Annotated in this window: 18 protein-coding genes; 14 read left to right on the top strand and 4 right to left on the bottom strand. The window is 39.7% G+C overall.

Annotation, left to right across the window (positions count from 1 at the left end; genetic code table 11):
- The first annotated feature begins 109 nt into the window (after positions 1–109).
- From AB4407_RS18665 to AB4407_RS18690, 6 genes are all read left to right on the top strand, one after another.
- Positions 110–1,120, top strand: coding sequence for a putative 2-aminoethylphosphonate ABC transporter substrate-binding protein (locus AB4407_RS18665; RefSeq protein WP_128644407.1), 1,011 nt, complete (start codon positions 110–112; stop codon positions 1,118–1,120).
- Between the two features lie 120 nt (positions 1,121–1,240).
- Positions 1,241–2,662, top strand: a complete 1,422-nt coding sequence (locus AB4407_RS18670; RefSeq protein WP_372121597.1) for an FAD-dependent oxidoreductase — start codon at positions 1,241–1,243, stop codon at positions 2,660–2,662.
- Positions 2,663–2,878: 216 nt separating this feature from the next.
- A complete protein-coding gene (locus AB4407_RS18675; RefSeq protein WP_102307070.1) occupies positions 2,879–3,988 on the top strand; it encodes a putative 2-aminoethylphosphonate ABC transporter ATP-binding protein in 1,110 nt (369 codons plus the stop codon).
- Between the two features lie 20 nt (positions 3,989–4,008).
- On the top strand, positions 4,009–5,718 hold the full coding sequence (locus AB4407_RS18680) for a putative 2-aminoethylphosphonate ABC transporter permease subunit (RefSeq protein ID WP_372121611.1): 1,710 nt from the start codon (positions 4,009–4,011) through the stop codon (positions 5,716–5,718).
- Positions 5,719–5,785: 67 nt separating this feature from the next.
- Entirely contained in the window at positions 5,786–6,490 is a 705-nt protein-coding gene (phnR, locus tag AB4407_RS18685; RefSeq protein ID WP_372121598.1) for a phosphonate utilization transcriptional regulator PhnR, read from the top strand.
- 135 nt (positions 6,491–6,625) lie between these two features.
- Positions 6,626–7,534 (top strand): multidrug transporter, encoded by a 909-nt coding sequence (locus AB4407_RS18690; protein WP_372121599.1) that lies wholly within the window; start codon positions 6,626–6,628, stop codon positions 7,532–7,534.
- 146 nt (positions 7,535–7,680) lie between these two features.
- On the opposite strand, the gene AB4407_RS18695 is transcribed toward AB4407_RS18690, so the two are convergent.
- From AB4407_RS18695 to AB4407_RS18705, 3 genes are all read right to left on the bottom strand, one after another.
- The gene (locus AB4407_RS18695; RefSeq protein ID WP_372121600.1) at positions 7,681–8,463 is read right to left on the bottom strand and encodes a siderophore-interacting protein; all 783 of its coding nucleotides are present in this window, start codon (positions 8,461–8,463) and stop codon (positions 7,681–7,683) included.
- A 181-nt stretch (positions 8,464–8,644) separates the two neighbouring features.
- Positions 8,645–10,807 carry a collagenase gene (locus tag AB4407_RS18700; protein ID WP_372121601.1) on the bottom strand — a complete coding sequence of 721 codons (2,163 nt, stop codon included), beginning with the start codon at positions 10,805–10,807 and terminating at the stop codon, positions 8,645–8,647.
- A 240-nt stretch (positions 10,808–11,047) separates the two neighbouring features.
- Positions 11,048–12,526 (bottom strand): peptide MFS transporter, encoded by a 1,479-nt coding sequence (locus tag AB4407_RS18705; protein ID WP_086027533.1) that lies wholly within the window; start codon positions 12,524–12,526, stop codon positions 11,048–11,050.
- Between the two features lie 482 nt (positions 12,527–13,008).
- Between AB4407_RS18705 and AB4407_RS18710 the strand changes: the two genes are divergently transcribed.
- From AB4407_RS18710 to AB4407_RS18735, 6 genes are all read left to right on the top strand, one after another.
- Complete coding sequence (locus AB4407_RS18710) at positions 13,009–14,817, top strand: recombinase family protein (protein ID WP_372121602.1); 1,809 nt, start codon at positions 13,009–13,011, stop codon at positions 14,815–14,817.
- Positions 14,818–14,877: 60 nt separating this feature from the next.
- A complete protein-coding gene (locus AB4407_RS18715; RefSeq protein WP_272243397.1) occupies positions 14,878–15,072 on the top strand; it encodes a hypothetical protein in 195 nt (64 codons plus the stop codon).
- Between the two features lie 88 nt (positions 15,073–15,160).
- Positions 15,161–17,041, top strand: a complete 1,881-nt coding sequence (locus AB4407_RS18720) for a class I SAM-dependent DNA methyltransferase (protein ID WP_372121603.1) — start codon at positions 15,161–15,163, stop codon at positions 17,039–17,041.
- A complete protein-coding gene (locus tag AB4407_RS18725) occupies positions 17,041–18,012 on the top strand; it encodes a restriction endonuclease subunit S (RefSeq protein WP_372121604.1) in 972 nt (323 codons plus the stop codon). Before AB4407_RS18720 ends, AB4407_RS18725 begins: the two co-directional genes overlap by 1 nt.
- Before the next feature lie 358 nt (positions 18,013–18,370).
- Positions 18,371–19,159 carry a hypothetical protein gene (locus AB4407_RS18730; RefSeq protein ID WP_372121605.1) on the top strand — a complete coding sequence of 263 codons (789 nt, stop codon included), beginning with the start codon at positions 18,371–18,373 and terminating at the stop codon, positions 19,157–19,159.
- Entirely contained in the window at positions 19,137–21,014 is a 1,878-nt protein-coding gene (locus AB4407_RS18735; RefSeq protein ID WP_372121606.1) for a relaxase/mobilization nuclease domain-containing protein, read from the top strand. The genes AB4407_RS18730 and AB4407_RS18735 overlap by 23 nt, the downstream gene beginning before the upstream one ends.
- Here the strand turns inward: AB4407_RS18735 and AB4407_RS18740 are convergent.
- Positions 21,003–21,875, bottom strand: coding sequence for a hypothetical protein (locus AB4407_RS18740; protein ID WP_372121607.1), 873 nt, complete (start codon positions 21,873–21,875; stop codon positions 21,003–21,005). The two genes, AB4407_RS18735 and AB4407_RS18740, sit on opposite strands and share 12 nt — an antisense overlap.
- A 612-nt stretch (positions 21,876–22,487) precedes the next feature.
- Between AB4407_RS18740 and AB4407_RS18745 the strand changes: the two genes are divergently transcribed.
- Both AB4407_RS18745 and AB4407_RS18750 read left to right on the top strand, forming a co-directional pair.
- A complete protein-coding gene (locus AB4407_RS18745) occupies positions 22,488–23,360 on the top strand; it encodes a hypothetical protein (RefSeq protein WP_372121608.1) in 873 nt (290 codons plus the stop codon).
- Positions 23,354–23,482, top strand: coding sequence for a hypothetical protein (locus AB4407_RS18750; RefSeq protein ID WP_372121609.1), 129 nt, complete (start codon positions 23,354–23,356; stop codon positions 23,480–23,482). The genes AB4407_RS18745 and AB4407_RS18750 overlap by 7 nt, the downstream gene beginning before the upstream one ends.
- Positions 23,483–23,599: the final 117 nt, after the last annotated feature.

The raw sequence follows: 23,599 nt of genomic DNA on the forward strand, positions 1-23,599 counted from the left end.
AACAACCTAAATGAATTTATGGATATAGAAGCCTCTAGATGGAGCTTCTAGCTTTAGCAATTTTAACCTTGGCTAATTCTCACTTTAGAGTTGAGCCTGACTGGAGAAAATGATGAAAAACCGTTTTATGAAAGGATCACTTGCAGCATTAGTTACTCTATTAGCTGGTAATGCTTATGCAGCACAGGAAGTGACGGTTTACACAGCTTTTGAAACTGACATTTTAGCGAAATACAAAAACGCATTTGAAAGTGAAAACCCAGACATCAACATCAAATGGGTTCGTGATTCAACCGGGATCATGACGGCAAAATTATTGGCTGAGAAAAACAACCCTCGTGCAGAAGTTGTGTGGGGCCTTGCAGGTTCCTCAATGGCTCTACTCAAAGAAGAAGGCATTCTTAAGCCTTACACTCCTCAAGGTGTAGAAGCGTTGCGTTCAAACCTCAACGATCCGCAATCGACTCAAGCTTGGTATGGCAACGATGCATTCTTCAATGCGGTTTGTTTCAACGAAGCGGTAGCGAAACAACTTAACCTACCAGCACCTAAATCTTGGGATGATCTAACGAAGCCTATTTACAAAGGTCACATTGCGATGCCAAACCCAGCGTCTTCTGGTACGGGCTACATGCAAGTGTCGGCGTGGCTACAAAACATGGGTGAAGACCAAGGTTGGAACTACATGCAGAAGCTAGACCAAAACATCGCTCACTACACGCACTCTGGTTCTAAGCCATGTGTTCAAGCGGGTATGGGTGAAGTCGCTATCGGTATTTCTATGGCGAGCCGTGGCGCTAAGCTAAAAACTCAGGGTGCACCACTTTCTGTGATTACGCCTGAAGGTATCGGTTGGGAATCTGAAGCGGTAGGCCTTGTGAAGCCTTCTGATGCAGCGCAACGCGTTGTCGATTGGTCTATCTCTAAAGCAGCAAACGAGCTTTACATCGAAATGTACCCAGTTGTTGGCCACCAAGATGTGACGGCAACCATTGAAAACTTCCCTAACGTCGAAAAGAACATGGCAAAAATGGACTTTGCACGCATGGGCAGCGAGCGCGCAGATGTATTGAAAACATGGTCTGAGAAGTTTGACGCTAAATCAGAGCCAAAATCTTAATCTGACGACCTATTCAGTTACTTAATTATTGAGTTCATTAGAAGTTAGAAATCAGTAAAGGAAGGCTTCGGTCTTCCTTTTTTAGTTTTACGCCTTTAGGTTTTAAGTAAGGTACAACAAATGAAAAAGCACTACTCATATTGGTTCAAGCAAGCGTTGGAACAAGAGTTTGGCAACATCAATGCGGGGTTAGATTCGGCTAAGCCGCTCCAAAAAGATGTCAACTGTGATATCGCCATTGTTGGCGGTGGCTATACGGGTTTATGGACGGCGATTTTAATCAAACAACAGCAACCCGAAAAACATGTTGTCGTGATTGAAAAAGGCCTATGTGGCAGCGGCGCTTCTGGCGCGAACGGTGGCTGCATGTTGACGTGGTCGACTAAGTATCCAACGTTGAAGAAGCTATACGGCAAAGAGCAAGCAAAATGGCTGGTTAAAGAATCGGAAAAGGTCATTTATGAGATCGAAGCTTTCTGTAACGAACATAACATCGACGCGCATCTTTATCGAAGCGGTACTTACTACACGGCGACCAATGAAGCGCAAAAGGGGGGAATGGAACCTGTTGTGAACGAGTTGGTCAAGCAAGGCATAAATAGTTGGAAGAAGTGTGATAACTCTTTGGCTGAGAAAGCGGGATCGGAGCGTCATATTGAAGGTTGTTACTCAGAAGCCGCGGGCAGTGTGCAGCCAGCGTTATTGGCGAGAGGCTTACGCCGAGTCGCTCTCGAACTGGGTGTCGAAATTCACGAAAACACAGAGATGACATCACTCGACTATGGCTCCCCAGCTCGAATCCAAACCAAGGGCGGATCTGTATTTGCCGACAAAGTGATTTTGGCACTCAACGCATGGATGCTTGATCACTTCAAAGAGTTCAAACGCAGCATTGTGGTTGTCTCGTCAGACATGGTGGTGACCAAACCAATTCCAGAAAAACTTAAACAGTTTGGTCCAGAGAAAGGAGCTGCGGTGGTGGATTCGCGTATCTTTGTTCATTACTACCGTGACACTGAGGATGGACGACTCATGTTGGGCAAAGGCGGCAATAAATTCTCGTTTGCGAATCAGGTTGAAAGCATGTTCAACCAAACGACTAATTACCTACCGATTCTCAATCAATCTTTCCAGAAATTGTTCCCTAAACTGGAGCAGAATGAATTCGATTACAACTGGTCGGGTGGTTCTGACCGATCCGTCACAGGATTGCCATTTTTCGGTAATCTAAAAGGGCAAAAAAACATCTATTACGGGCTTGGTTACTCAGGTAATGGTGTTGCTCAAACTCGCATGGGAGGCAAAATTTTGTCTTCAATGGTACTCGATATCAACAATGCTTGGACACGAAGCGGTTTAACTAAAGGCCCATTAGGACACTTCCCGCCAGAGCCATTCCGTTGGGTTGGGGCAATGATGGTTAGAGATGCTGTTCGAAGAAAAGAGAACGCGGAAGATTCGGGTAGCACGCCATTGTGGCTGGATAAGCAATTGGCAAAGCTCGCGGGTGCGGCAGGTAAAGCCGACAAGGTTGAATCATAAATAAGATTTAAATTAGAGGTACACACTAAGGCTCTCAGTGACTAATGGGCTAGTCATTGAGGGCTTTCTGAACTAACTTTTAATGCCGATTAAATAGCAATCTTTAATGCTTATTATTTCTGCAATATAACTGTCATTTAGCTTCTATAAATTTGTCACTCAACTGCAATATTCAAAGTTTAAAATTGGTATATACCATTTAAAGAGTGCTGTAGTATGAGCAACCAAACTTATTTGAATATTGAAAACGTTGTAAAACAATTTGGCCAATTTACAGCGTTAAAAGACATATCCCTATCGATCGAAAAAGGTGAGTTCGTCTGTTTCCTTGGCCCGTCTGGCTGCGGTAAAACGACACTACTACGTGCGATTGCAGGACTGGATTTACCGACCTCAGGATCTATTGAGCAGAACGGTAATGATACGACCTTCTTGCCACCAGAAAAGCGCGACTTTGGCATCGTATTCCAATCTTATGCTCTATTTCCAAACTTGACTGTGGAAGAGAACATCGCAATTGGATTGAAGAACCAAGGGATGTCGACCAAAGAAGCTCTGGAAGCGGTAGAATCTTGGTTAGAAACCATTGGTTTACCAACTTCTGGCCAAAAATACCCAAATCAGCTGTCTGGTGGACAACAGCAACGCGTGGCTCTCGCTCGTGCATTGGCCTTGTCTCCAGGTTTGCTACTCCTCGATGAACCGCTCTCTGCACTTGATGCGAAGGTAAGAACACATCTGCGTGACGAGATCTGTCAATTGCAGCGTAAGCTGGGCATTACCACTATTATGGTGACTCATGATCAAGATGAAGCCTTAACCATGGCCGATCGCATTGTGGTCATGAATCATGGTGTTATTGAACAAGTGGGTGCTCCGCAAGAAATCTATCAAAACCCAGTCAGCCGCTTTGTCGCTGAATTCGTTGGTAGCATGAACTTCATTCAAGCATCTGTTGCTGCGAAAGGCAAAATGCGCATTGCAGAGTCGATGTTAGCGTTGCCAGTTTTAGATAATTTGACACCAAAGCATGGCGATCGTTTTGATATCGCGGTGCGTCCAGAACAAATTCAGTTTGTTGATCGCTTTAACGAGTCTTTACCCGTCAGAATCATATCGAGCGAGTTCCTTGGGGCGTTCTATCGAGTTGAGTGCGAGCTGCAACATGACTCAACGGCTAAAGAGATCATCGTTGATGTGTCAGTCAAAGAGTTTAATCGATTGAAACTGCGTCGCAGCGATATTCGTTACGTAGCGTTTGATGAAGAAGGTCTTAGAGCTTACCCATCTGAAAGCCTGCAAGTGATGAAAGACGAGGCGGCGTAACAATCATGGAATCGACTCAAATGATGCAATCTAAGCTGCTAATTCAACGACGAGTAACGCCTTTTCTTGCTCAGTTAAGTAAAGACAACGTAATCCTATTCGGGCTTCTGGCTTTTTTGTCAGTGGTCATGACGCTATTCATTCTGATGCCACTGTGGGCAATGTTGAAAAAAAGTGTTCAGAACGCAGACGGTGAATTTGTAGGATTACAGAATTTCGCAACGTATTTTACTTCGCAGAGCCTCTGGCAGTCGGTAGGTAACACGTTTACACTTGGGCTGTTAGTCACGGTTGTCGTGGGTGTATTAGCGTTTGGTTATGCCTATGCGTTGACTCGTTCATGTATGCCTTTCAAGGGGCTTTTTCAGGTGTTGGGTTCAGCGCCGATTTTAGCTCCGTCGTTGCTTCCTGCGATCAGTTTGATCTTCTTATTTGGTAACCAAGGTATCGCCAAAGAAGTGTTAGGGGGGAATTCGGTATACGGTTTGATTGGTATATCACTCGGCTTAATATTCTGGACTTTTCCCCACGCCTTGATGATTCTGACCACCTCGTTAAGAACCTCTGATGCTCGTCTGTATGAGGCGGCACGAGCATTGCATACCTCATCATTAAAAACCTTTTTCATGGTGACGCTACCTGCGGCAAAGTATGGTTTGATCAGCACTCTGATCGTTGTATTTACGCTGGTGGTTTGTGACTTTGGTGTGCCAAAGGTGATTGGTGGCAGTTATAACGTTCTATCGACTGACATCTTTAAACAAGTAGTAGGGCAACAGAATTTCTCTATGGGTGCAGTGACCAGTATTTTGTTGCTGTTGCCTGCGTTGCTTGCGTTTACAGTGGATCGCTGGGTTCAAAAGAAACAGAAGAGCTTGTTTGATACTCGATCCGTCGCGTATCAACCTGAACCAAACACTCTACGTGATGGCGTGTGTTTGCTCTATTGCACCATCATCTCTGCTGCTGTTGTTATCGTGCTAGGCATGGCGATATACGGTTCTATGGTCACGTTCTGGCCTTGGAACAAAGCACTCACCTTGAATAACTATAATTTCTCAGAAATGAGTACCTACGGTTGGACGCCGTTCTTCAACTCTCTAACGCTCGGTGCTTGGACTGCTATTATCGGTACAGTGTTGATTTTCTTGGGTGCATATTGCATTGAGAAAGGCAGAGCATTTGGTCCAGTTCGTCAAGCGATGCAAATGCTCAGCGTTGTGCCGATGGCGGTTCCGGGTATGGTGTTGGGTTTGGGGTACATCTTCTACTTTAATGACTTGAGCAACCCACTTAACTTTTTGTATGGCACGATGGCGTTCTTGGTGATCAACACCGTGGTTCACTACTACACGGTAGGGCACATGACGGCATTAACCGCATTAAAACAGCTGCCTGAAGAGATAGAAGCAACGGCGGCTTCAGTTAACCTACCGCAATACAAGCTGTTCTTTAAGGTAACGGTGCCGGTTTGTTTGCCTGCGATTTTAGATATTGCGACATACTTGTTTATTAATGCACTTACCACGACATCTGCGGTAGTATTCTTGTATTCTACCGATACGATACCTGCGTCAGTTTCAGTACTGAATATGGACGATGCGGGACAAACCGGTGCAGCAGCAGCCATGGCCGTCATGATCATGATATCGGCGGCAAGTGCGAAGTTGATTCATCTGTTAATCAACAAGTTATTTGAGAAGCGCACCCAAGCTTGGCGCAAGCGCTAGCGAACCATTTATATTGCAGTTGGCCAAGGAGTGGCTGACGACAAGAACAAGAATAAAAGGAAATGAAGTGCAGTACGTAAAAATCAAAGACGTCATCGTAGAGCAGATAGAGTCGGGTATGTTAACGCCACGACAGAAGCTGCCTGCGGAGCGCAAACTGGCTGAATCGTTTGATACAACACGAGTAACGTTGCGTGAAGCGCTGTCTTCACTTGAAGCGGAAGGGCGTATTTATCGAGAAGACCGCCGTGGTTGGTTTATCTCTCCAGCGCCACTGCGCTACGACCCAACTCAAACGCTGAACTTCACTAATATGGCTTTGTCGCAGAATCGTAAGCCGAAAACAGAATTAGTGGCAGCGAAAGGCATGTTAGCAACCAAGGAAGCAACTAAGCTTCTTGAGCTACAACCTTTTTCGGATGTTTATCGAGTAGACAGAGTTCGTTACCTTGAAGACAGACCGGTTGTGTATGTGACCAACTATATTCGACCTGAACTGTTCCCTAACTTGCTTGACTACGACTTGTCTAAGTCGTTGACGGACATATACCGAGAGCACTTTGGCGTGGTGTATCAGAAGATTCGTTATCGCGTGAGCACAACGTCATTACTGGGTGAAACAGCACAAGCTCTGCGTGCGACTTCTGGCTCTCCTGCTATGGTGGTTGAGCGTGTTAACTACAATCAGAACGGTGATTTGATTGACTGCGATATTGAGTATTGGCGTCATGATGCGATCAGTATTGAGTCGATAGCACAGCTCAAGCGCTAGTCGAACGTTAGAACGCTGGCACATCTCACTTTAGGGGTTTGCCCAACTGGAATGTTCAAAGGTCTCTTATCTGGAGGCCTTTTTTATCCCCTGTTTTAAGCGACTGCTCTTATCAGTCAATAAGTTAGGAATGAAATGGAATTCTCTGCCATTGTCATCGTGATCATTTCGGCTCTGCTTCACGCGGGTTGGAATGTTCTAGGTAAATCTAATCAAGGCTCGGGCTCGTCTTTCTTCCTAGCCTCTGGCTTTGCCGCTGCCGCGATATTGACTCCCTATCTGGTTTGGTATGCCTACAGTGTTGGCCTGTCAAATATCTCACTTCCATTCTGGCAGTTGGTTTTCTTGAGTGGGATCTGTCAAATCGTCTATTTGATTGGGTTAGGCGCTGCCTATAAACAAGCTGATATTGGTGTGATCTATCCGATGGCACGAGCACTTCCGGTGTTGATGGTGGGGTTAGGCACGGTGTTGATCGGCTATGAATTGTCGGCGAATCAATGGATGGGTTTTGCACTGATTACATTGGGCTGTTTGTTTGTCCCGCTTAAGCAATTCTCTGAGTTGAGGCTCAAGGCTTACCTTAATCTTGGTGTGTTGTGGGCGTTAATCGCCGCTATTGGTACCACGGGCTATTCCATCATTGATAAAGAGGCGCTTCTATTATTAGAGCCTCTAAGCACACCCACCGTTACTAACAAGCACACTGCGATTTTCTACCTAGGCATTCAGTTTTGGGCGATTGTGATTCCGCTGAGTGTTTGGTTATTCGTAACCAACCAAAGAATCGAATTTCATAATGCTTGGATACTGCGAAAGAAAGCCACTGTGGCCGGGGCCGGCATCATGATGGCTTCGACTTATGGTTTGGTGCTGTTTGCGATGACCATGACTGAGAACGTCAGCTTGGTTGTTGCTCTTAGGCAAGTAAGTATCATCTTCGGCGTAGTGATGGGGATCTACTTTTTAAAGGAAAAGTGGCACGTTACACGTGGTGTAGGCGTCGTTTTTATCATTGCAGGTTTAGTTATCTCATTGATTTAAAAGGGCCTACTAGCCCTGCTTGCTTTGATACATAGTAAATGATCTCTTGCGTTAGAAATTAAAACGCCCTTAACGATATGATGTGTTAAGGGCGTTTTCAATTTGTTTTTGTGCTTTTAGCTTAAGTGCTTTTGTAGCAATGATCTTTAGCTCGCTAAAGTTTGAGCATCTTGTTGTTTCAGCACTTTGTGGCCATCTTCAGTGACGCCACGTTTCCAGTAACTGCTGATGTAGATGTTCTCTTTTGCGACTTCTTTTTCGTTACGGAAGTACTGTCTTAGCTCGCGCATGCTTTCAAATTCACACGCTGTCCATACTGAAACCTGACCGTCTAACCATTCAATGCTGCGAACGGTTTGTGATAGTGTTTCTTCAGTTTCATCTTCAATCAACCAAGTGATTTTGATGCCTTTAGGCGCTTCAAGAGTTTGCTTGTCTGCTGCTGAGTTGATTTGAACCACAGCGTGACCTTTCGCGTGCTCTGGAAGTGATTTTACTTTTGCGGAAAGCGCAGGTAGCGACGTCATGTCTGCGACCAAGAAGAACCAATCAGACTCCAGATTCAGACCTTGAATCAAACCAGGGCCAGCCACTGAAACCGTGTCACCCACTTCTGCGTTCATTGCCCATCTTGCGGCAAAGCCACATTGTAGATCTGTGGTGATGTGGCGAACGAAATCAACCTCAATCCACTTTTCTACAGGATTGTACTGACGAATGGTGTAAGTGCGCATGATTGGGCGCTCACCTTCGTTCAGTTGGCTTAAATCAGTGGTGCCGAGTGGCGAGAACAAAAGCTTGATGTAGCCGCCGGCACATTCGGTTGGGTATTTACTTAATCCCTCACCGTTCAGCGTTATACGCTGCATGTTCGGTGTAATGGTTGAGGTTTGAGTAACAGTTAATGTGATAGGGCTAGGCTTGCTCATATAGGGCTCTCTTAGATTTTGATTTTTACATCATAATCCTGAACATAAAAACACTCAATAATAATAATTATCATTTGATGATGGCTGACGATTTAATACTCGAATGTCAGCCATCATATTGATATATCTAAATGAAACTCAGCGGAGCTACTTTAAGCTTGGTGGTTATTCCTCGTATGCACTAAATTTTAGAGGTGTTTTTATCTAAAATACCAATCAATTTAGTATCGAAACGGCTAGGAAGCTTCCATCTCATTAGCGCTCCCAAAATAAGTAAGAGAGCAACAAGAGGGTCGATGACACCTCCGGACTTTCCGCCCCCACTTTTTGCTCCAATGACATTGATAACCGTTGTTGAAGATGCTTGTTCACCAGATTTGTCTTTAACTCTTAATGTGACCGTTTTTTTGCCGCCAGTTTTAAAACTATGAGAAGGTGTGGCTTCTTTGCTCACCGTTCCGTCGCTAAATGTCCATAAGTAGCTAACTGGAGTAAAACCATTTGAAGAGCACGATCGTTGAGTTAATTGGATCTTCTCCCCAACTTTTCCACTTTGCTGGCTGACTATATGTACGGAGGGTTTACCTGTACTCAAATCAATTTTGTCGCATTGCCATTTTTCAAACTCAGCCTGATATTGAGTTGACCATCGATCGACTATCTTTTTGTAACCTTTCCAATCGCCAGTTCTGGTTTTGATGAGCATTTTATTAACCTCATCTTTATGATTTTCAAACATGAATCTCACAGCTAAGTATCCCCAACTATAGATACGGTCAGGTGGAGTATTGACATAGCTTGACTCAAAAATAGCAGTTAACGTGTAAGTAGAACCGTCCTGCAGTGTCGCTAGAGCATCAGGGTTCACATCGGCTTTACTGATATATTCTGCCAAACCTTCTGCCCACCAAACCACAGGCTCTGTTGGGTTAGTGAAAGAACCGAAAAGATTATATCTACCATCCAGATAATGGATGTATTCATGCTCTAGGTTCCACACCTTGTGATCTGGTTTGCTATCTGGCGACTGATAGGCAATAAATTTAGCAAGGTTTCCAGCTTTGCTAGGGGTTCCCTCCAAATACATACCACCATTATTGCTATCGATACCAAAGAGTAACCTGGCGTATTTTTCATATTCGTTAACAGATTTGAATGCATTGACTTGCAAGCGCGTGTTGAGATCGTTTCTTACAGGGTTACGATTGGTTTCAAGTTGAGAGTGGAATCTTATCTCGTTGTTTTGAAGGTTTTTACATGCATTCAATACCTGATCAGTAGACATAGCTTGAGAAGCAATAGTGATGTTGTTTTGACAAGGCGATGAACGTGTAAATACCTTCCCATACAACCCTTTCTGATAATTACAGACATTAAAATCACCGCAGCGTTTATAGAAAGAGACAACCTCAGCCGCGGCTAGCCAAACTGTCCCCCCATCCCCAATTTGAGGATAGCTTGAAAATAGCTTCTTTAAATAATCATCCACAATTGGTGTTATAGGGGCATTCTTTATAGAGCTCAGTCGAGCGAGTTCGCGTGCTGCGTTGGTTAATAGTATTTCTTCTTGGGTCCCAATTAACGAGGTTTGAAGCGAGAAATCACCTAAGGCGTGGGCGAGGTCAGTCTTCTGTCCAACAATATTTTTGTACGGCGCGTATGAGAGGCCTCGATATAGAAGATAAAAAGCACTATTCATAGCATTTTTCATTTGTGCAGACTCGGCATAGCTCCTGTCCCAGCGCTTAATCCACTGCGTCGCAATATCTATGTACTCATGTTGAAGCTTCGCACTGTCCATCAGCGTCATTACTTCTGTTAGTACATAGCCATGTTCGTCGTTCTTATTGAAAAAATTACCATTGTTTACCAAGCTATCGATTGCTTTTTTTGCTGCAACTTGGACCGACTTTGAGTAGGTGATCTGTTTGTTGTAAAACTCGACGTAGTATCCGATTCTGACAAAATAAAACAGAGTCGCTAAGTGCAAATCTCCTTTGCCCTGGTAGCTTTGTGATTGCAGAGCGGCTTGTTGGGCAACGGCAAGCATGTGTTTTTGTGTGAAGACTTTTGTCTCTAATGTTTCCCCCATATCTTGAAGGTTATTAATACAGTGATAACCCTGACGTTTAATTTCATCGAGAAGCTCTTGACTATCTTGAGTGATAAGTTTTTCTATATCACAAGAGGGAGAGGAGCTTCGTGATATTTGTTTTGGGGCTGTTAGCTTAGTCGGAGAGAGTGGTGCGAGCAACTCACTCTCCAATCCATGGTGCAATGTGGCAAAAATGGGTGATGCGAAGCTGATGCTAACAATCATAATGAGCCAATGCTTGGTTTTCATTATTCTATCCTTTGACTGAATCTTCTCCTTTCAACATATAGGTAAATGTACGGATATTAAATATACAGAATGTAATGGTATGTAATAGACTTCATTACCTTTCTATAGGCACCAACATTCGGGTCCTGTGTTTACTTGGTTCTCCTGAATATGTAAACACTTTCTGAAGGCGCTGAGTAAAAAAAGCCCTCTAGAAAACTAAAGGGCTTGAAGTGTTAGAGCTATTTAACGTGAGCAGAATTAGCTGTTTGCTTGCTCTAGTTCGATCGTCTCATCTGCGGCTTTCGCTGCGTCTAGCATCTTACGAATAATGAACGATGCTGCCATTGCGATACCCACCATTACAACCGCTAGAACAGTCAGCATTTGGAAGTAATCACCGTAAACCGTTTGAACGATCTCTTGTGTGATCTCTTGGCCTTTCTCAAGTGCAATAGACGTTGAGAATACGGCACCAACAATGCCTGACATTGCGATTGCTACAGAGAATAAGCTTACTGAGAAGTTCTCGATGTGCTTAGGTGCAACAGACAGAATGAAGGCTACAACCATAGAACCAACAATAACTTCACCAAATGCCAGGAAGAAGTGGATTGCTAAGAACACTTCAGGGCGAATCAGAATATCCTCACCTACGGTCGTTACTGCCATCGTTAAGATACCGAAAGCGATCGCCGTCAGAATGAAAGAGAAACCTACTTTGGTTGCGGTAGAGAAGTGAATGTTTTTCTTTTCTAGCTTAGAGAAGATACCCGTAATAATAGGGCCTGCAACCATACACCAAAGTGGGTTCATTGCCATTGAAGCTTCCGGGGCTACAGGGATGAAGCCCAGTAGATCACCACGCATTGTGTTGATCGCTACCATTGTCATCGACGTCATCATTTGACCGTAGTACACGAAGAAGCATGTCGTCAGGAATGTGATGATTAAGATAGTACCCATTTTCAGCATGTCTGATTTCTTCGATTTCATCATCAAAGAGACAAAGTAGATGATTGCTGCCGCGCCGATCGCGTAAACGATGTTCTGACCAATATCCATGTTAGAGAACATGAAAAATACCAAGCCGATCATCGCCGCCGAAAGACCAAGGAACGCAGCCCAGTTTTTCGTGCTAACTGGTTTTTGGTCGATTTCAGCACTTGCTTCAACAAGGCCTTTGCGAACAAAGAGCATCATCAGAAGTGCAGCACCGGCTAGAACACCTGAAAGAAGGAAGCCACCGTGGAAACCGACAACTAGCACTAGCATTGGGAACAAGTATTGACCTAATAGAGCACCAATATTGTTTACTGAGTAGTTGATTGGGTAGCAATTTTCGAAATCTTCTTGAGTTTTGAACGTGCGTTTGTAAAGACTTGGGTAAGAAGGGGACATCAAACCACGCGCATAACTCGCTAAAGCAATACCACATAAAGCCATTGGAACATTAGTCGCTGCGGCACCTAGTACCAGTAGACCGTAACCACTTGCGAATCCAAGAAAGGCAATGGTCAATGATCGGTATGCGCCTAAAAATTTGTCGGCGATGAAACCGCCTGCGATAGCAAATAGCGGTCCGATTGCAGAGAAAGCACCAACAACCATCATGGTGTCGGCTTCGTTGTAGTTCAGATCTTCAAGGAAGAAACGAGTCAAGATCACCATGACGCCATAGAACGAAAGTCCGAACATCATTTGGCAGAACATCATTGATTTGTTTAATCTATTCCACATTATTTTATTCTCACATTTGTGTTGATATGTAGTGTAATTACCCAATTATAATATCATTAATAGCAATACATAAAATGAAACATTTGCTGTGTTCGTTACTTTGCTCTCTATATCTTTTCTTATCGGGCGATTCATTTTTCTCATGCGTTAAATATGCAATATTAGATTTTGCTAGTGGATGGTTGTGTAAATGTCGGTCAGATTTATTTGTTGCTAATCCGCGAGCCAAGAAAGGAAAGTTACGGGTGGTAATCTTGTAAAATATTCAAGTGAGTATCACTTTCAATTAGCTGTTGGATTTTAGCCAATAAAAAAGCCAGCTTGGTGGCTGGCTCTGTTTGGGTATCGAAAACGACGTTTACGAGAATGCTGTCTCTACAGCGGCTTTCTAGACTCGTGTTCTTAGCGGTTATTCACAAGGAGGAGCCATGTGGATTAACATATGTTAATATCACTACTAAATGGATCTTTATGGTAGTGATATGAAAAAAGCATACTCATACATACGTTACTCTTCCCCTCAACAAGCAAGCGGTGATAGCTATCGCCGCCAACTGGCGGCTACACAAGCCTATTGTGATGCCAATGGCTACGAGCTTGATACTGAGCTATCCATTTACAAAGAACTTGGTGTAAGTGGATTCAAGGGCGACCAAGAGCATTTAAAGCAATTTATCAATGATTGTGAAACGGGAAAGGTTAAGAAAGGAAGCTTGCTTGTAGTCGAAAACCTTGATCGGCTTTCTCGACAAGCGATTAATGTCGCTATGCGACAATTTCTGAGTCTTCTCGAATACGTTGATATTTACACCTTACAAGACAAGAAGCACTATTCGAACAATGACGGGCGAGATAGTGAAAACCAACTATTAGACATAATGACAAGCCTTATCATTATGTCGAGAGCGCACGAAGAAAGCCTCACGAAGCAAAAAAGATTAAAAGAATCTTGGGCTAACCAACGAAAAAACGCACATAAAATTAAGATGAGTGGTTGTTATCCTCATTGGTTGGTGCGATCTGACGATAAAACCGAGTTTTACGTCAAAGAAGACCGAGCACAAATCATCGAAGATATGTTTGATATGTGCATAAACGGACTTGGGGCAACTCAAATAGTTCGCTCTTTAAACAATAATATTGAGAAATATCCCCCACCATCTACAAAAAAGGAGTTTTGGGTTAGATCAACCGTGAAAAGGTTGCTGTCTGATCGAAGGTTGTTAGGTGAACACCAACTTTATAAAGGGCATCACGCCAAGCGTGAGCCTGTTGGAGAGCCGATTAAAGACTATTTTCCACAAGTCATTGACGAAAAGACATTTCTTAATGCTCAAATATCATTGAAAAGTCGAAAGATCGGAGCGGGAAAAGTAAAAGCGGATTCTTTTTCAAATATTTTTCGTGGTTTTTTACGTTGTGGTCATTGTGATTCGCCTGTTGAATACGTCAACAAAGCCGCTAAACAAGCCTCTACGCTGTATTTGACTTGTAGTAATGCAAAGCGTGGTGGTCACTGTAATCACTCAAAGCACTATCGTTATTTGCCGTTAGAGCATATGTTAATTCATTTATCTACGGCTAATGGGTTTATGCCAAAACCCGAAAAGCCAGGCGATCTACAGCAACAGTTAGAACTTGCTACAAGCAAACGAGAGCAAACAAACAGCAGACTTTCTAAATTATTAGAACGTGATTTCACCGCACCAATCATAATGTCAAAAATTGAAGAATTAACTGAAGATCTGGCTAAGTTTGAGTCCGAGATAGCCGAAATCGAAGATAAATTATTAACTTTGAAAGCTGATTATGACTATGAAGATTTGTATCATGATATAGTTGTTGAGACTGACTCAACTAAGAAATTCTCTAATCGAGTAAGATTTAATAGCAATCTTAATAAGAAAATTGATAGTGCTTACATTTATTCGATAGGTTTATTGCCTTCAATAGTTTTCACGATGAAGGATCAAAGTGTTCATTCTTTAATCATTGACGAACGTTACAATTTCGGTGGTTGTAGTATTAAGAATGAAGAAGACAGTCTGATTAGGCTCAACGGCGAAAGTATAGAAGCTGTCGATCAAATGATCTGGCAAATGATTACTCAATCTATTGATTTGTTGGGTAACATTGACAAGGATAACGAGAAATCCGTTAAAGCAGGTCGAAAAATTAGTCTTTTAATAAGTAAGTTTGTTATGGATAGTCAAAATCACAGTTTGCTAGACGAGTTTCAGTCGGTTTTAAGTGAGTTTGAAGATATACAATACAAATCAGAGATTTGTTAGACACTTCAAGAACTCAAAACACGTTTTGAGTCTTTCTGCGCCATATGTAAGGGTTTACTAATGAAATTGGATTTTGAACGAGAAATTGGCTTTTTTGAAAACTTGAGCAACGACGAACAGTTAGAAATCTTGTTCGAAGATCGAAAAAATATGAAACGCTACATAAAAGCTTTAAAAATGACCTTGCGAAACAGAGGTATTGAAGACTTCGAGCAAGAAACCGCAAATCTCTATCAGATATTGAAAGCTCAATAGCATTTTACTGCTTTCCTAAATAGTGTTTTTCTTTGATTCGAGTATAATCCTGACAAAATTTTAATTGTTGAACGTGGTTGGATTACTTGTGGCAAATGAAAGAATTACCGAAAACTATGTAAGAGAGAAGTTGAGAGAAAACGGCTACTATGAAGCCGACAATGGCGTAGTCATTGAAGAACAAAAATCGCAAATCAAGCGAGTTCAAACCCTCTTAAAATCTGCAAGTAAAGCAAAAACAGGCAAAGGCGGCTACCCAGAGTTTATTATCACTTGGGAGTCAGATCCTAACTTCCTAATCGTGGTTGAGTGTAAAGCTGACACGAAGTATCACGAAAGCCCTGATTTAGACAAACCAAAAGACTATGCCGTTGACGGTGTATTGCACTATGCAAGGTATCTATCAAAAGACTTCACTGTTCTAGCTTTGGCTGTTAGCGGCACGTCAGAAGACTATACAAAAGTATCTAACTACTTAATACCTTGTGGAAGTAAAGATCACAAAGTCTTAACCAATGAAGATGGTATTGAAGTAAACGATATTCTTTCATTTGAAGACTATTACCGTTTAGCTTCTTTCGACCCACAGGTTGAAAGAAAACGTCATAGCGATCTGTTAGCGTTTGCGAAAGATCTCCACGAACTAATCTGGACAGCAGCGAAGATTTCAGAAGAAGATAAGCCTTTGCTAGTTAGTGGAACGTTGATTGCATTAATGAACCAACCATTTTTAAATTCATTCCAATATTACAGTTCGGAGGATATGCCTAGAAAATGGCTAGAAGCTATCAAAGACGAACTTGATAAAGCTGACATTCCCAAGGCTAAAAAAGACACAATGCTTCAACCTTATGCGGCTGTTGCTGGACAGCCAAATCTAGGTAAACCTGATGCAAAAATCGCTAAAAAGTATCCGAAAGGCGTTCTTTACGAAGTGATCAAAGAAATCAACGATAATGTCTGGCCATTTATCAGCGTTTATCACAACTTTGACGTTGTTGGTCATTTTTACGGTGAGTTCTTAAAATACACAGCTGGAGATAAGAAAGCTCTTGGCATTGTCTTGACTCCAAGGCACGTAACAGAACTATTTTGCGATATTGCCAACATTACTAAAAAAGATACGGTTATAGATATCTGTGCTGGCACTGGTGGCTTCTTGATTTCAGCAATGCACCGAATGCTGAAAACAGCGATGACTGAAGAAGAACGTTTAGACATTAAAAAGAACCGTCTGATCGGTATCGAGAACAGCCCTAAAATGTTTGCATTAGCTGCAAGCAATATGATTTTACGAGGTGACGGCAAAGCAAACTTACACCAAAGTAGTTGTTTCGAACCAACGTTAAAGAAAGCTATTACAGCTCCCGATCCTGCTTTGGGTGTTAAAAGACCAAACATTGGTTTGCTAAACCCTCCTTATGCTCAATCAAAAAGCGATGCAGAGCTGCACGAACTCTACTTTGTAAAAGAAATGCTAGACCTTCTTGAAAAAGGTGGTCTTGGTGTCGCAATTATTCCCGTTAGTTGCGTTATAAGCCCAAACAAAGCAAAACACGAGATACTAGAAAAGCACACTTTAAAAGCCGTTATGTCGATGCCTAGCGAGCTTTTCTACCCAGTTGGAACGGTAACTTGTATCGTTGTGTTTGAAGCACATAAGCCGCACAAAGACACAAACAAAAAAACGTGGTTTGGTTACTGGCGTGAAGATGGCTATATCAAAACGAAACATATGGGACGCATTGATTTAAACCACAAATGGCAAGATATAAAATCTCGTTGGTTAGAAGCTTACAACAATAACGAAGTTCACGCTGGTGAGTCTGTAACTGCATATGTTGACGGTGATAGTGAGTGGATTGCAGAAGCCTATATGGAAACCGATTACTCTACAATTACAGAAGAAAGCTTTGTTGATCTAGTCAAGAACTATGCAATGTTCAAGATACTCAATGAGGAAAAATAATGGTTGAATTACAAGAGTTATTTAACATTGAGTATGGTAATAGCTTGGACTTGAATAAGCTGGTTCAAAAGTCCGATGGAGTAAACTTCATCTCTAGAACAGCAAAAAACAACGGTGTTTCAGCAAAAGTTAAAGAATTAGCTGGTATTAAAAAAATGTCTAAAGGATCAATTACAGTTTCTTTAGGCGGATCTGTATTGGAAGCCTTTCTTCAATGTGACGAGTATTATACTGGCTATCATATTTATTGCTTAACACCTAAAGACGGTATAGCAATGAGTGACGAAGTGAAGCTTTACTATTGTGCTTGCATTCGAGCAAACAAGTATCGTTATAGCTACGGGCGTCAGGCTAATAGGACTCTGAAAAACCTCTTAGTACCTAACTTAGATCAAATACCTGAATGGGTTTCTGGCGTCGACTTAACCATATACAAAGGCATTGATAAACCGAAAAAAGAAACAAAAGAAGCTAATCTTCCAGACCTTAGCAAGACCATTCGGATTGAAGAAATATTTGATATTACGAATGGCATAGCAGCTACAGGATTAAAAGAGAAAGATAAAACGTTTGAAAATAGCATAATGTATATTCGCCCTGCTGCTACACAAGCAAGAACATTACGTAGCTATATCGCTAAGTCTTCTGTGTCAGAAGATAAGATTTTTCCCAAAGGCTCTCTTTTCGTGTCAACGAATGGCGAAGGTAGCCATAGTTACTCATACGTCTCAACTGATGAATTTGTTCCGAACAGCGATGTTTCAGTATTGACTCCGAAAAGAGAAATGAGTACTGAAGAAAAGTTATTTTATGCAAAATGTATTACTGCAAATAGGTATTTATTTTCTTATGGTAGGAAACCAAAAGGAAATAAATTGAAGTCTATTAAAGTTCCAAAGATTGAAGGAAAAGACATAGATAAAGTTATAAATTACATTAACTCTCTTCCTTATAGTTCAAATATTGATTGAGAAGTTAATAACTAGTTTTAAAAATCAATAAAGCCATACTTATATAGTGTGGCTTTTCGTTTCTCAAACCCTACCACACAATTTTTAAATAATATTTCGCATAAAATAATTTTAAAAATACATAAAGTAAAAGCTTTCTTTCTTTTCAAGATTTCTAAAATTTTGAGTTCTCAAAATCCAAGATATAATAATAAATATAACTACACGATAGCTAAAAGAGGCAAGGTAGTAGATAGGGTCCCCTATCTAAACTTGCACTACGTGGTATAGCTTCGAGAAACTCTTAGCTTATTGTCTAGTTTGAAATAGCAACCCTCGACGGGTGCATATTTCGAAAAGAGAAAGGAGGAAAGCAATAGTGAAAACGACGAGGAGAAGAGAAACAGACGTAAGAATAAAAGTTAAAGCAAATAATGAAGTTATTTGTGAAATTAAGCATTTGCAAAAAGTCTTAAACATTCAATCATTATCAAATTATATTGCTGAATTTGAACTCAATACAGTTTTTGTTGTTAGTGAAAAGGACAGAGAAACATTAGAACTTTATAAAAGTTATTATCGCTTTCTCTTAAAGAATATAGACGATAGCACAAAAAAATTATTTATTGAGCAAGTTCTGAATAAAATAAACAAAGTTCTTTCAAACATAATCTTAGACGTTGAACGTCCAAATATCAAAGAACCAAACGCCAAAGCATTGATAAACTTACGAATGAATACGAAAGAAAAAAATCGCATTTATCAATCAAAAAAGCTAAAGTTTGACACTTCAAGAGTTTTGAATGACAGTCAAAAAACAACTCATTCTGAATATATTCTACATTTATTAAAAACTTGCCCTGTTGATTTTATCGAAATAAATAATCACGACCAAACTTTTGATAAGAATTTTATTAGTTACTTCAATTTTGAAAGGAATATCAAAAACAAATATAGAAAACGTATTGAAGAAATAATGAATAACAAAGGAATTGGATTTAATCAAGCCTACCTTCAATTAATCAAGAAAAATAAACTAAATCATTACAACTATCATACAAAAACACTTCAACAAAAAAATTACAATCTTGAATTGTTTTCTATAAAAGAGGGGATTTTTGAAGATGTAGAGCTGGAAAGAAATTATGATTTACGAAGTTCTGCATAACTCGAATTCAACAACCAGTTTAAAAAATACAGTTGATTACGTTCTTAATTCAAAGAATGAAAATGATTATGACGCTAGAACGTTAATTGTTAGTAATGAAAACGGAATTTTCAACAACGATCCCGATCTTGTTTCTATTCTTAAAGATAACTTTATGAACAAAGTCTTAAACAATCGAGAAGCGAAAAAACAACGATCAGATGCAGGTTTGTATTCTCACATTGTTTGCGGCTTCGACGCAGAAGATCACATAAACAAATCTGACGAGGAGTTGAGACAACTTGCAATCCAAGGGTTGCGAGAAACTACACCAGACTTTGACAATACTCCTTTTCTTTGTGTTCTTCAAAACGATAGTGGAACAAAGCACTTTCATTTTGTTCTTCCAAGACTCTCAAACAATTTCGTTTTCAGCGACTTAAAAGGTAATTTTTTACGCTACAAAGAAGTGGCTGAAAGCTTAGAACGTAAACACGAGCTAGTTCTTACTGGTGATAATGTTCCTGAAGAATTGCGCAATGAGCAAAGCCATAAAGCACGAGCGAAAAACGGAAAAACTTTTGAGGAGATCGCAAAACAGATCAAGCTTGATAGTCAAAGAAAGTTTGAAAAAGGCGACATTGACGAAGATAAACACAAAGCAAATCTCGAACGAGCTTTGAAGCTTGAAGAGAGAAACACGAGCAAGCAACAGCACTGGAACAAGCTAAAAAAGCAAGTTAAATACGCAACTACAAACGCCAAGAATAGCGATCATTTTTTGAAACTGCTTGACGCTAACAACATAAAAATGAACTTAACTGAAGACAAACACGGAAGTATTAAAGGTGTTTCGTTTGCACTTGTCGATCCTAAAACTGATCAAAAGTTAGCTTATTCTTCAGGAAGCAAAATTGACCGTAAAAGTCTAACCGCAAAAGCTTTAAATGAGCGTTTTAATGATTTGTTTGATACTGTCAAAGGGACACACAAGCAAAAGCAAACAACGCTTAAAACCGTTAAAAACAAAGCCCCTACGACAAAACAAACGGCTTCAACGTCTAACAAGTCAGTCAAAAAGCCGTCAAAGTCTCACATTTCAAATCTACCGAAAAAATCAAATGAAATTGATAAATTCGCTGACGCAGAAACCAAAAAAATTCAACAATATCAAAAACAAATGATGGATTACTATGACGAGGTTGAAGCGAAAAAACGAGCTGAACAGAATGAGAATAAAGACGGGATTTTCAAGCTTTTCGTTGACGACTACCGAGAGCTAAAGGAGAAAGAAAATTTAAAACAAGCACGAGCTGAAAAAGAGCTTGAAAAGTCTTTGATTGAAGAGTCTAGTTTCGTTAGCGAAGAACCAAAAAAGCCAACAAAATCAACGAAAAAGGCGATTAATCTTGATATTAAAAAATCGGTTGGTTGGTTTGCTAATCTCACAAAACCAAGCGAAACAAAATATCAAGAAATGCTTGAACAAGGCTTTGATCTAACTACTGCAAAAACTCCAAAGTCTTGGAATGGCAAAGAAAACGCTTATAAAATTACTGACTTTTTAGAAGACAACAAAGACTTTCTTAGTCAAAATGAAAAAGAGCATTTATTCAATAGCTTAAAGCAAAATCAAGCCTCTGATGAAATTCTGTCAAGAGCTTATCGAGTTTATGAACCAAGCGACGAACAACAAAAAAGAGAGCGTGATAGACTGTTAAACAAGTTCAAAACTTCAAGCAATGAGCTTGCTAGTCAGTATCAAGCAGCTAACAGAAAACCGCTTCATAGCTCGAATAAACAAGTCTCTACTTCTGTCTTGAAGAAGAAAAAAGACAAGAACAAGAAAGACAAAAACAAAGCTTTAAAAATCTAACTCGTCTAACAACTCTTCTTCTGTTTTCTCATTTTCAAAAATCGTTTCCGCTTCCAGTTCAAAATCAATTTCTGGACGTTTTAAAGCTCCTTGCCAAGCACTAAGACCATTGAAACCCGTTTCTTCGCTCTCTGTGCGTTGTAGCTCGTTTTCTACCGCTTTTGTTACTGGCTTCTCTTGTGCTTTCGTCTCTTTATTCGTTGTAACTTCTGGTTTTTCTTGTGTTTCAACTGGTTTCAACGAGTAACTAAAACAATAATCTTTATACTCAAAATTAAATCCGTTTTTGTCATTTTTCAAAATATTCATTATTAATTTCTTTGACTCTTTCCTTTCGTTTTTTGTAGATTGTTTTAATTTCATTATGTTGAAAATAGTTCTAATGTTTATTCTATAATTATGCTTACTTGTTCTCAGTCTCGAACCTGTAATTGTTAAAAATAAACTTAATTCACTTCTGCACTTTATAATGTCGTAGACGTTGAAATATGTATCAATTTCTGATTTATCTTGATTTGGTTTTATTAGATCGGTATGTTCGACAATCGAGTATTCGATCTCATTTCTATTGATAGAATTGAACAAAATTTTGTTTGAAGATTTTAATTCGTTTAAGTGTTCAAGAAAAAAATCAAAACCTTTTTTTGAGTTATTAAAGAGTTTTTTGATTTTACTAACCTTGATTTTAAAGTCATTCTCTTGATTATTGTCTAAGTATGAATATTGAGCATTTCCGATCAATATAAAGAAAAGCTTTTTAGCGGTTAGTGAAATATCACTGTAATAGTAGTTATAAGTGTTTTCTTCCGTGCTTTGTAGTGTTGTAGTTCTTGGTGTTCTTATTTTGTATATTTTTGACATTAAAAAGTCTCCTTAAAAATTAATGGAGACTAACCAAATGGTATTGACAAAAATTAATACTCAAGTTATTTTATCTATAGTTATCTGGTCGAATATTTAACTACTAATAAAAAAGGGTTTGTCTCCTTGCTTTCAAAAAATAGAGTGCTTTACAAAGTGCTCTTTTTTGTTTTCTAACTATACGAATATCATTAAAATAAATTAACTCAAGTCTAATTATAAAAATAATTGTATTCAATATCGTTATACCTCCGAAATACTCCCCCCCTTGAATGCCGACTTACTCCCCCCTTCAAATACCGACATATCACCCCCCTATATATAGACTATTAATAAGAGACTTTATATATAGATAGTGAAACTCGTGAACTCATTCACTTTGAGATGTGTTTGTTCTCCTACGTCGAATAGATCTATGCGTAGAAAATCGCTCAAAGCGATTTGACGCTCATTAAAATCGCAAGCTCATCTCTGATATGGCAATTTTTAATCCGTTTATCTATTGACAAAAATAAATATTCTAGTTCTAAATACTTTGATATTTTCATAAATGTGCTTCTATGTAGTTATATGAGCTAAAACTTTTTACTTCAACACTATGGAGGTGAACAAATGAAATCATTTATATACAACTCAAATATGAACGAATTAGAATTACTGAAATTACTAACTCAATTCATAATCTACAATCTGAACCAGTCTAAAAACTCCAACGAGTTTTTCAAGACGCTTCAAAAATCGAACATTCAACCAATCCTAGACAAGAATAAAAATATGGTGTTCAACGTCAAAAACGACAAGAACAAGCTTATCAAGTCTTTCAGTCTCGACGACTTCAACAGTCCAAACATTACAAAAAAGAGCTTTTTAGAGCGTTACAAGGACTTTTTTGAACGTCTGGAACTACTACACGCAAACAGCGAGATAAATCCGAAACAGGCAAAAATTAAACGTTCTGGCTTGTTAAAATGGAATGACGAGCACGGAAACACATATTTTTATCTTGATAATGATAAAAATAACTTTGTTTTTAAACAATTTAAAAATGGTCAAATGGTCTGCAAGTCAGATAGTAAAAGCCTTGATTTAATGACGAAACAGCAGATTAAAAATGGTTGGCAATCTGTTCAAGTAAATTCAAACAACAAAGAGTATATAAAGAACAAAATTAAATACTGGTATAAGCATAAAAAAACAGCTTCAATCACTGACATTTCACTTTCTGAAAACAGTAATTTTCAAGGTCTTACTATTGACGAATTTAAAGAAGTTCTTGGAGATCGCAAGCTTAACGATTTTGAAATTGAACACGTTAAAAACTATTTTCTTTCTGATCAAGTGTCAGATCAAGAACTCAAAGAAAATTTTGCTATGACGGTAGAAAAATCTTGCAGTTTCGAAGCTCAAAACGATCCAGAACTAAACCCAGACGAGCCAGAACCAACTAAAAAACAACGCAAGAAAAGGAATTTAAAATTATGGTAACGACTAAATTTTTTGACTATGAAAAAGAAGAAAAAAGAGTGATTGAAGAACTTAGAAAAGAAATTGAAAGCATTCAATCAAAACAAAAAAACGAAGAGCCAAAACCAAAAAACACAACTTAAGAGTTGTGTTTTTTTGATTACTTAGTTTTATGTTTACTTGTTACAAATCACTTTATTTCTTTAACTTCAATCCTTAAAGATTTGTTATTAAGTAATCTTGAACTATTTATATATTAT

Origin of the sequence: Vibrio sp. 10N.261.46.E11 (assembly GCF_041472735.1) — a bacterium.
Lineage (GTDB): Bacteria > Pseudomonadota > Gammaproteobacteria > Enterobacterales > Vibrionaceae > Vibrio.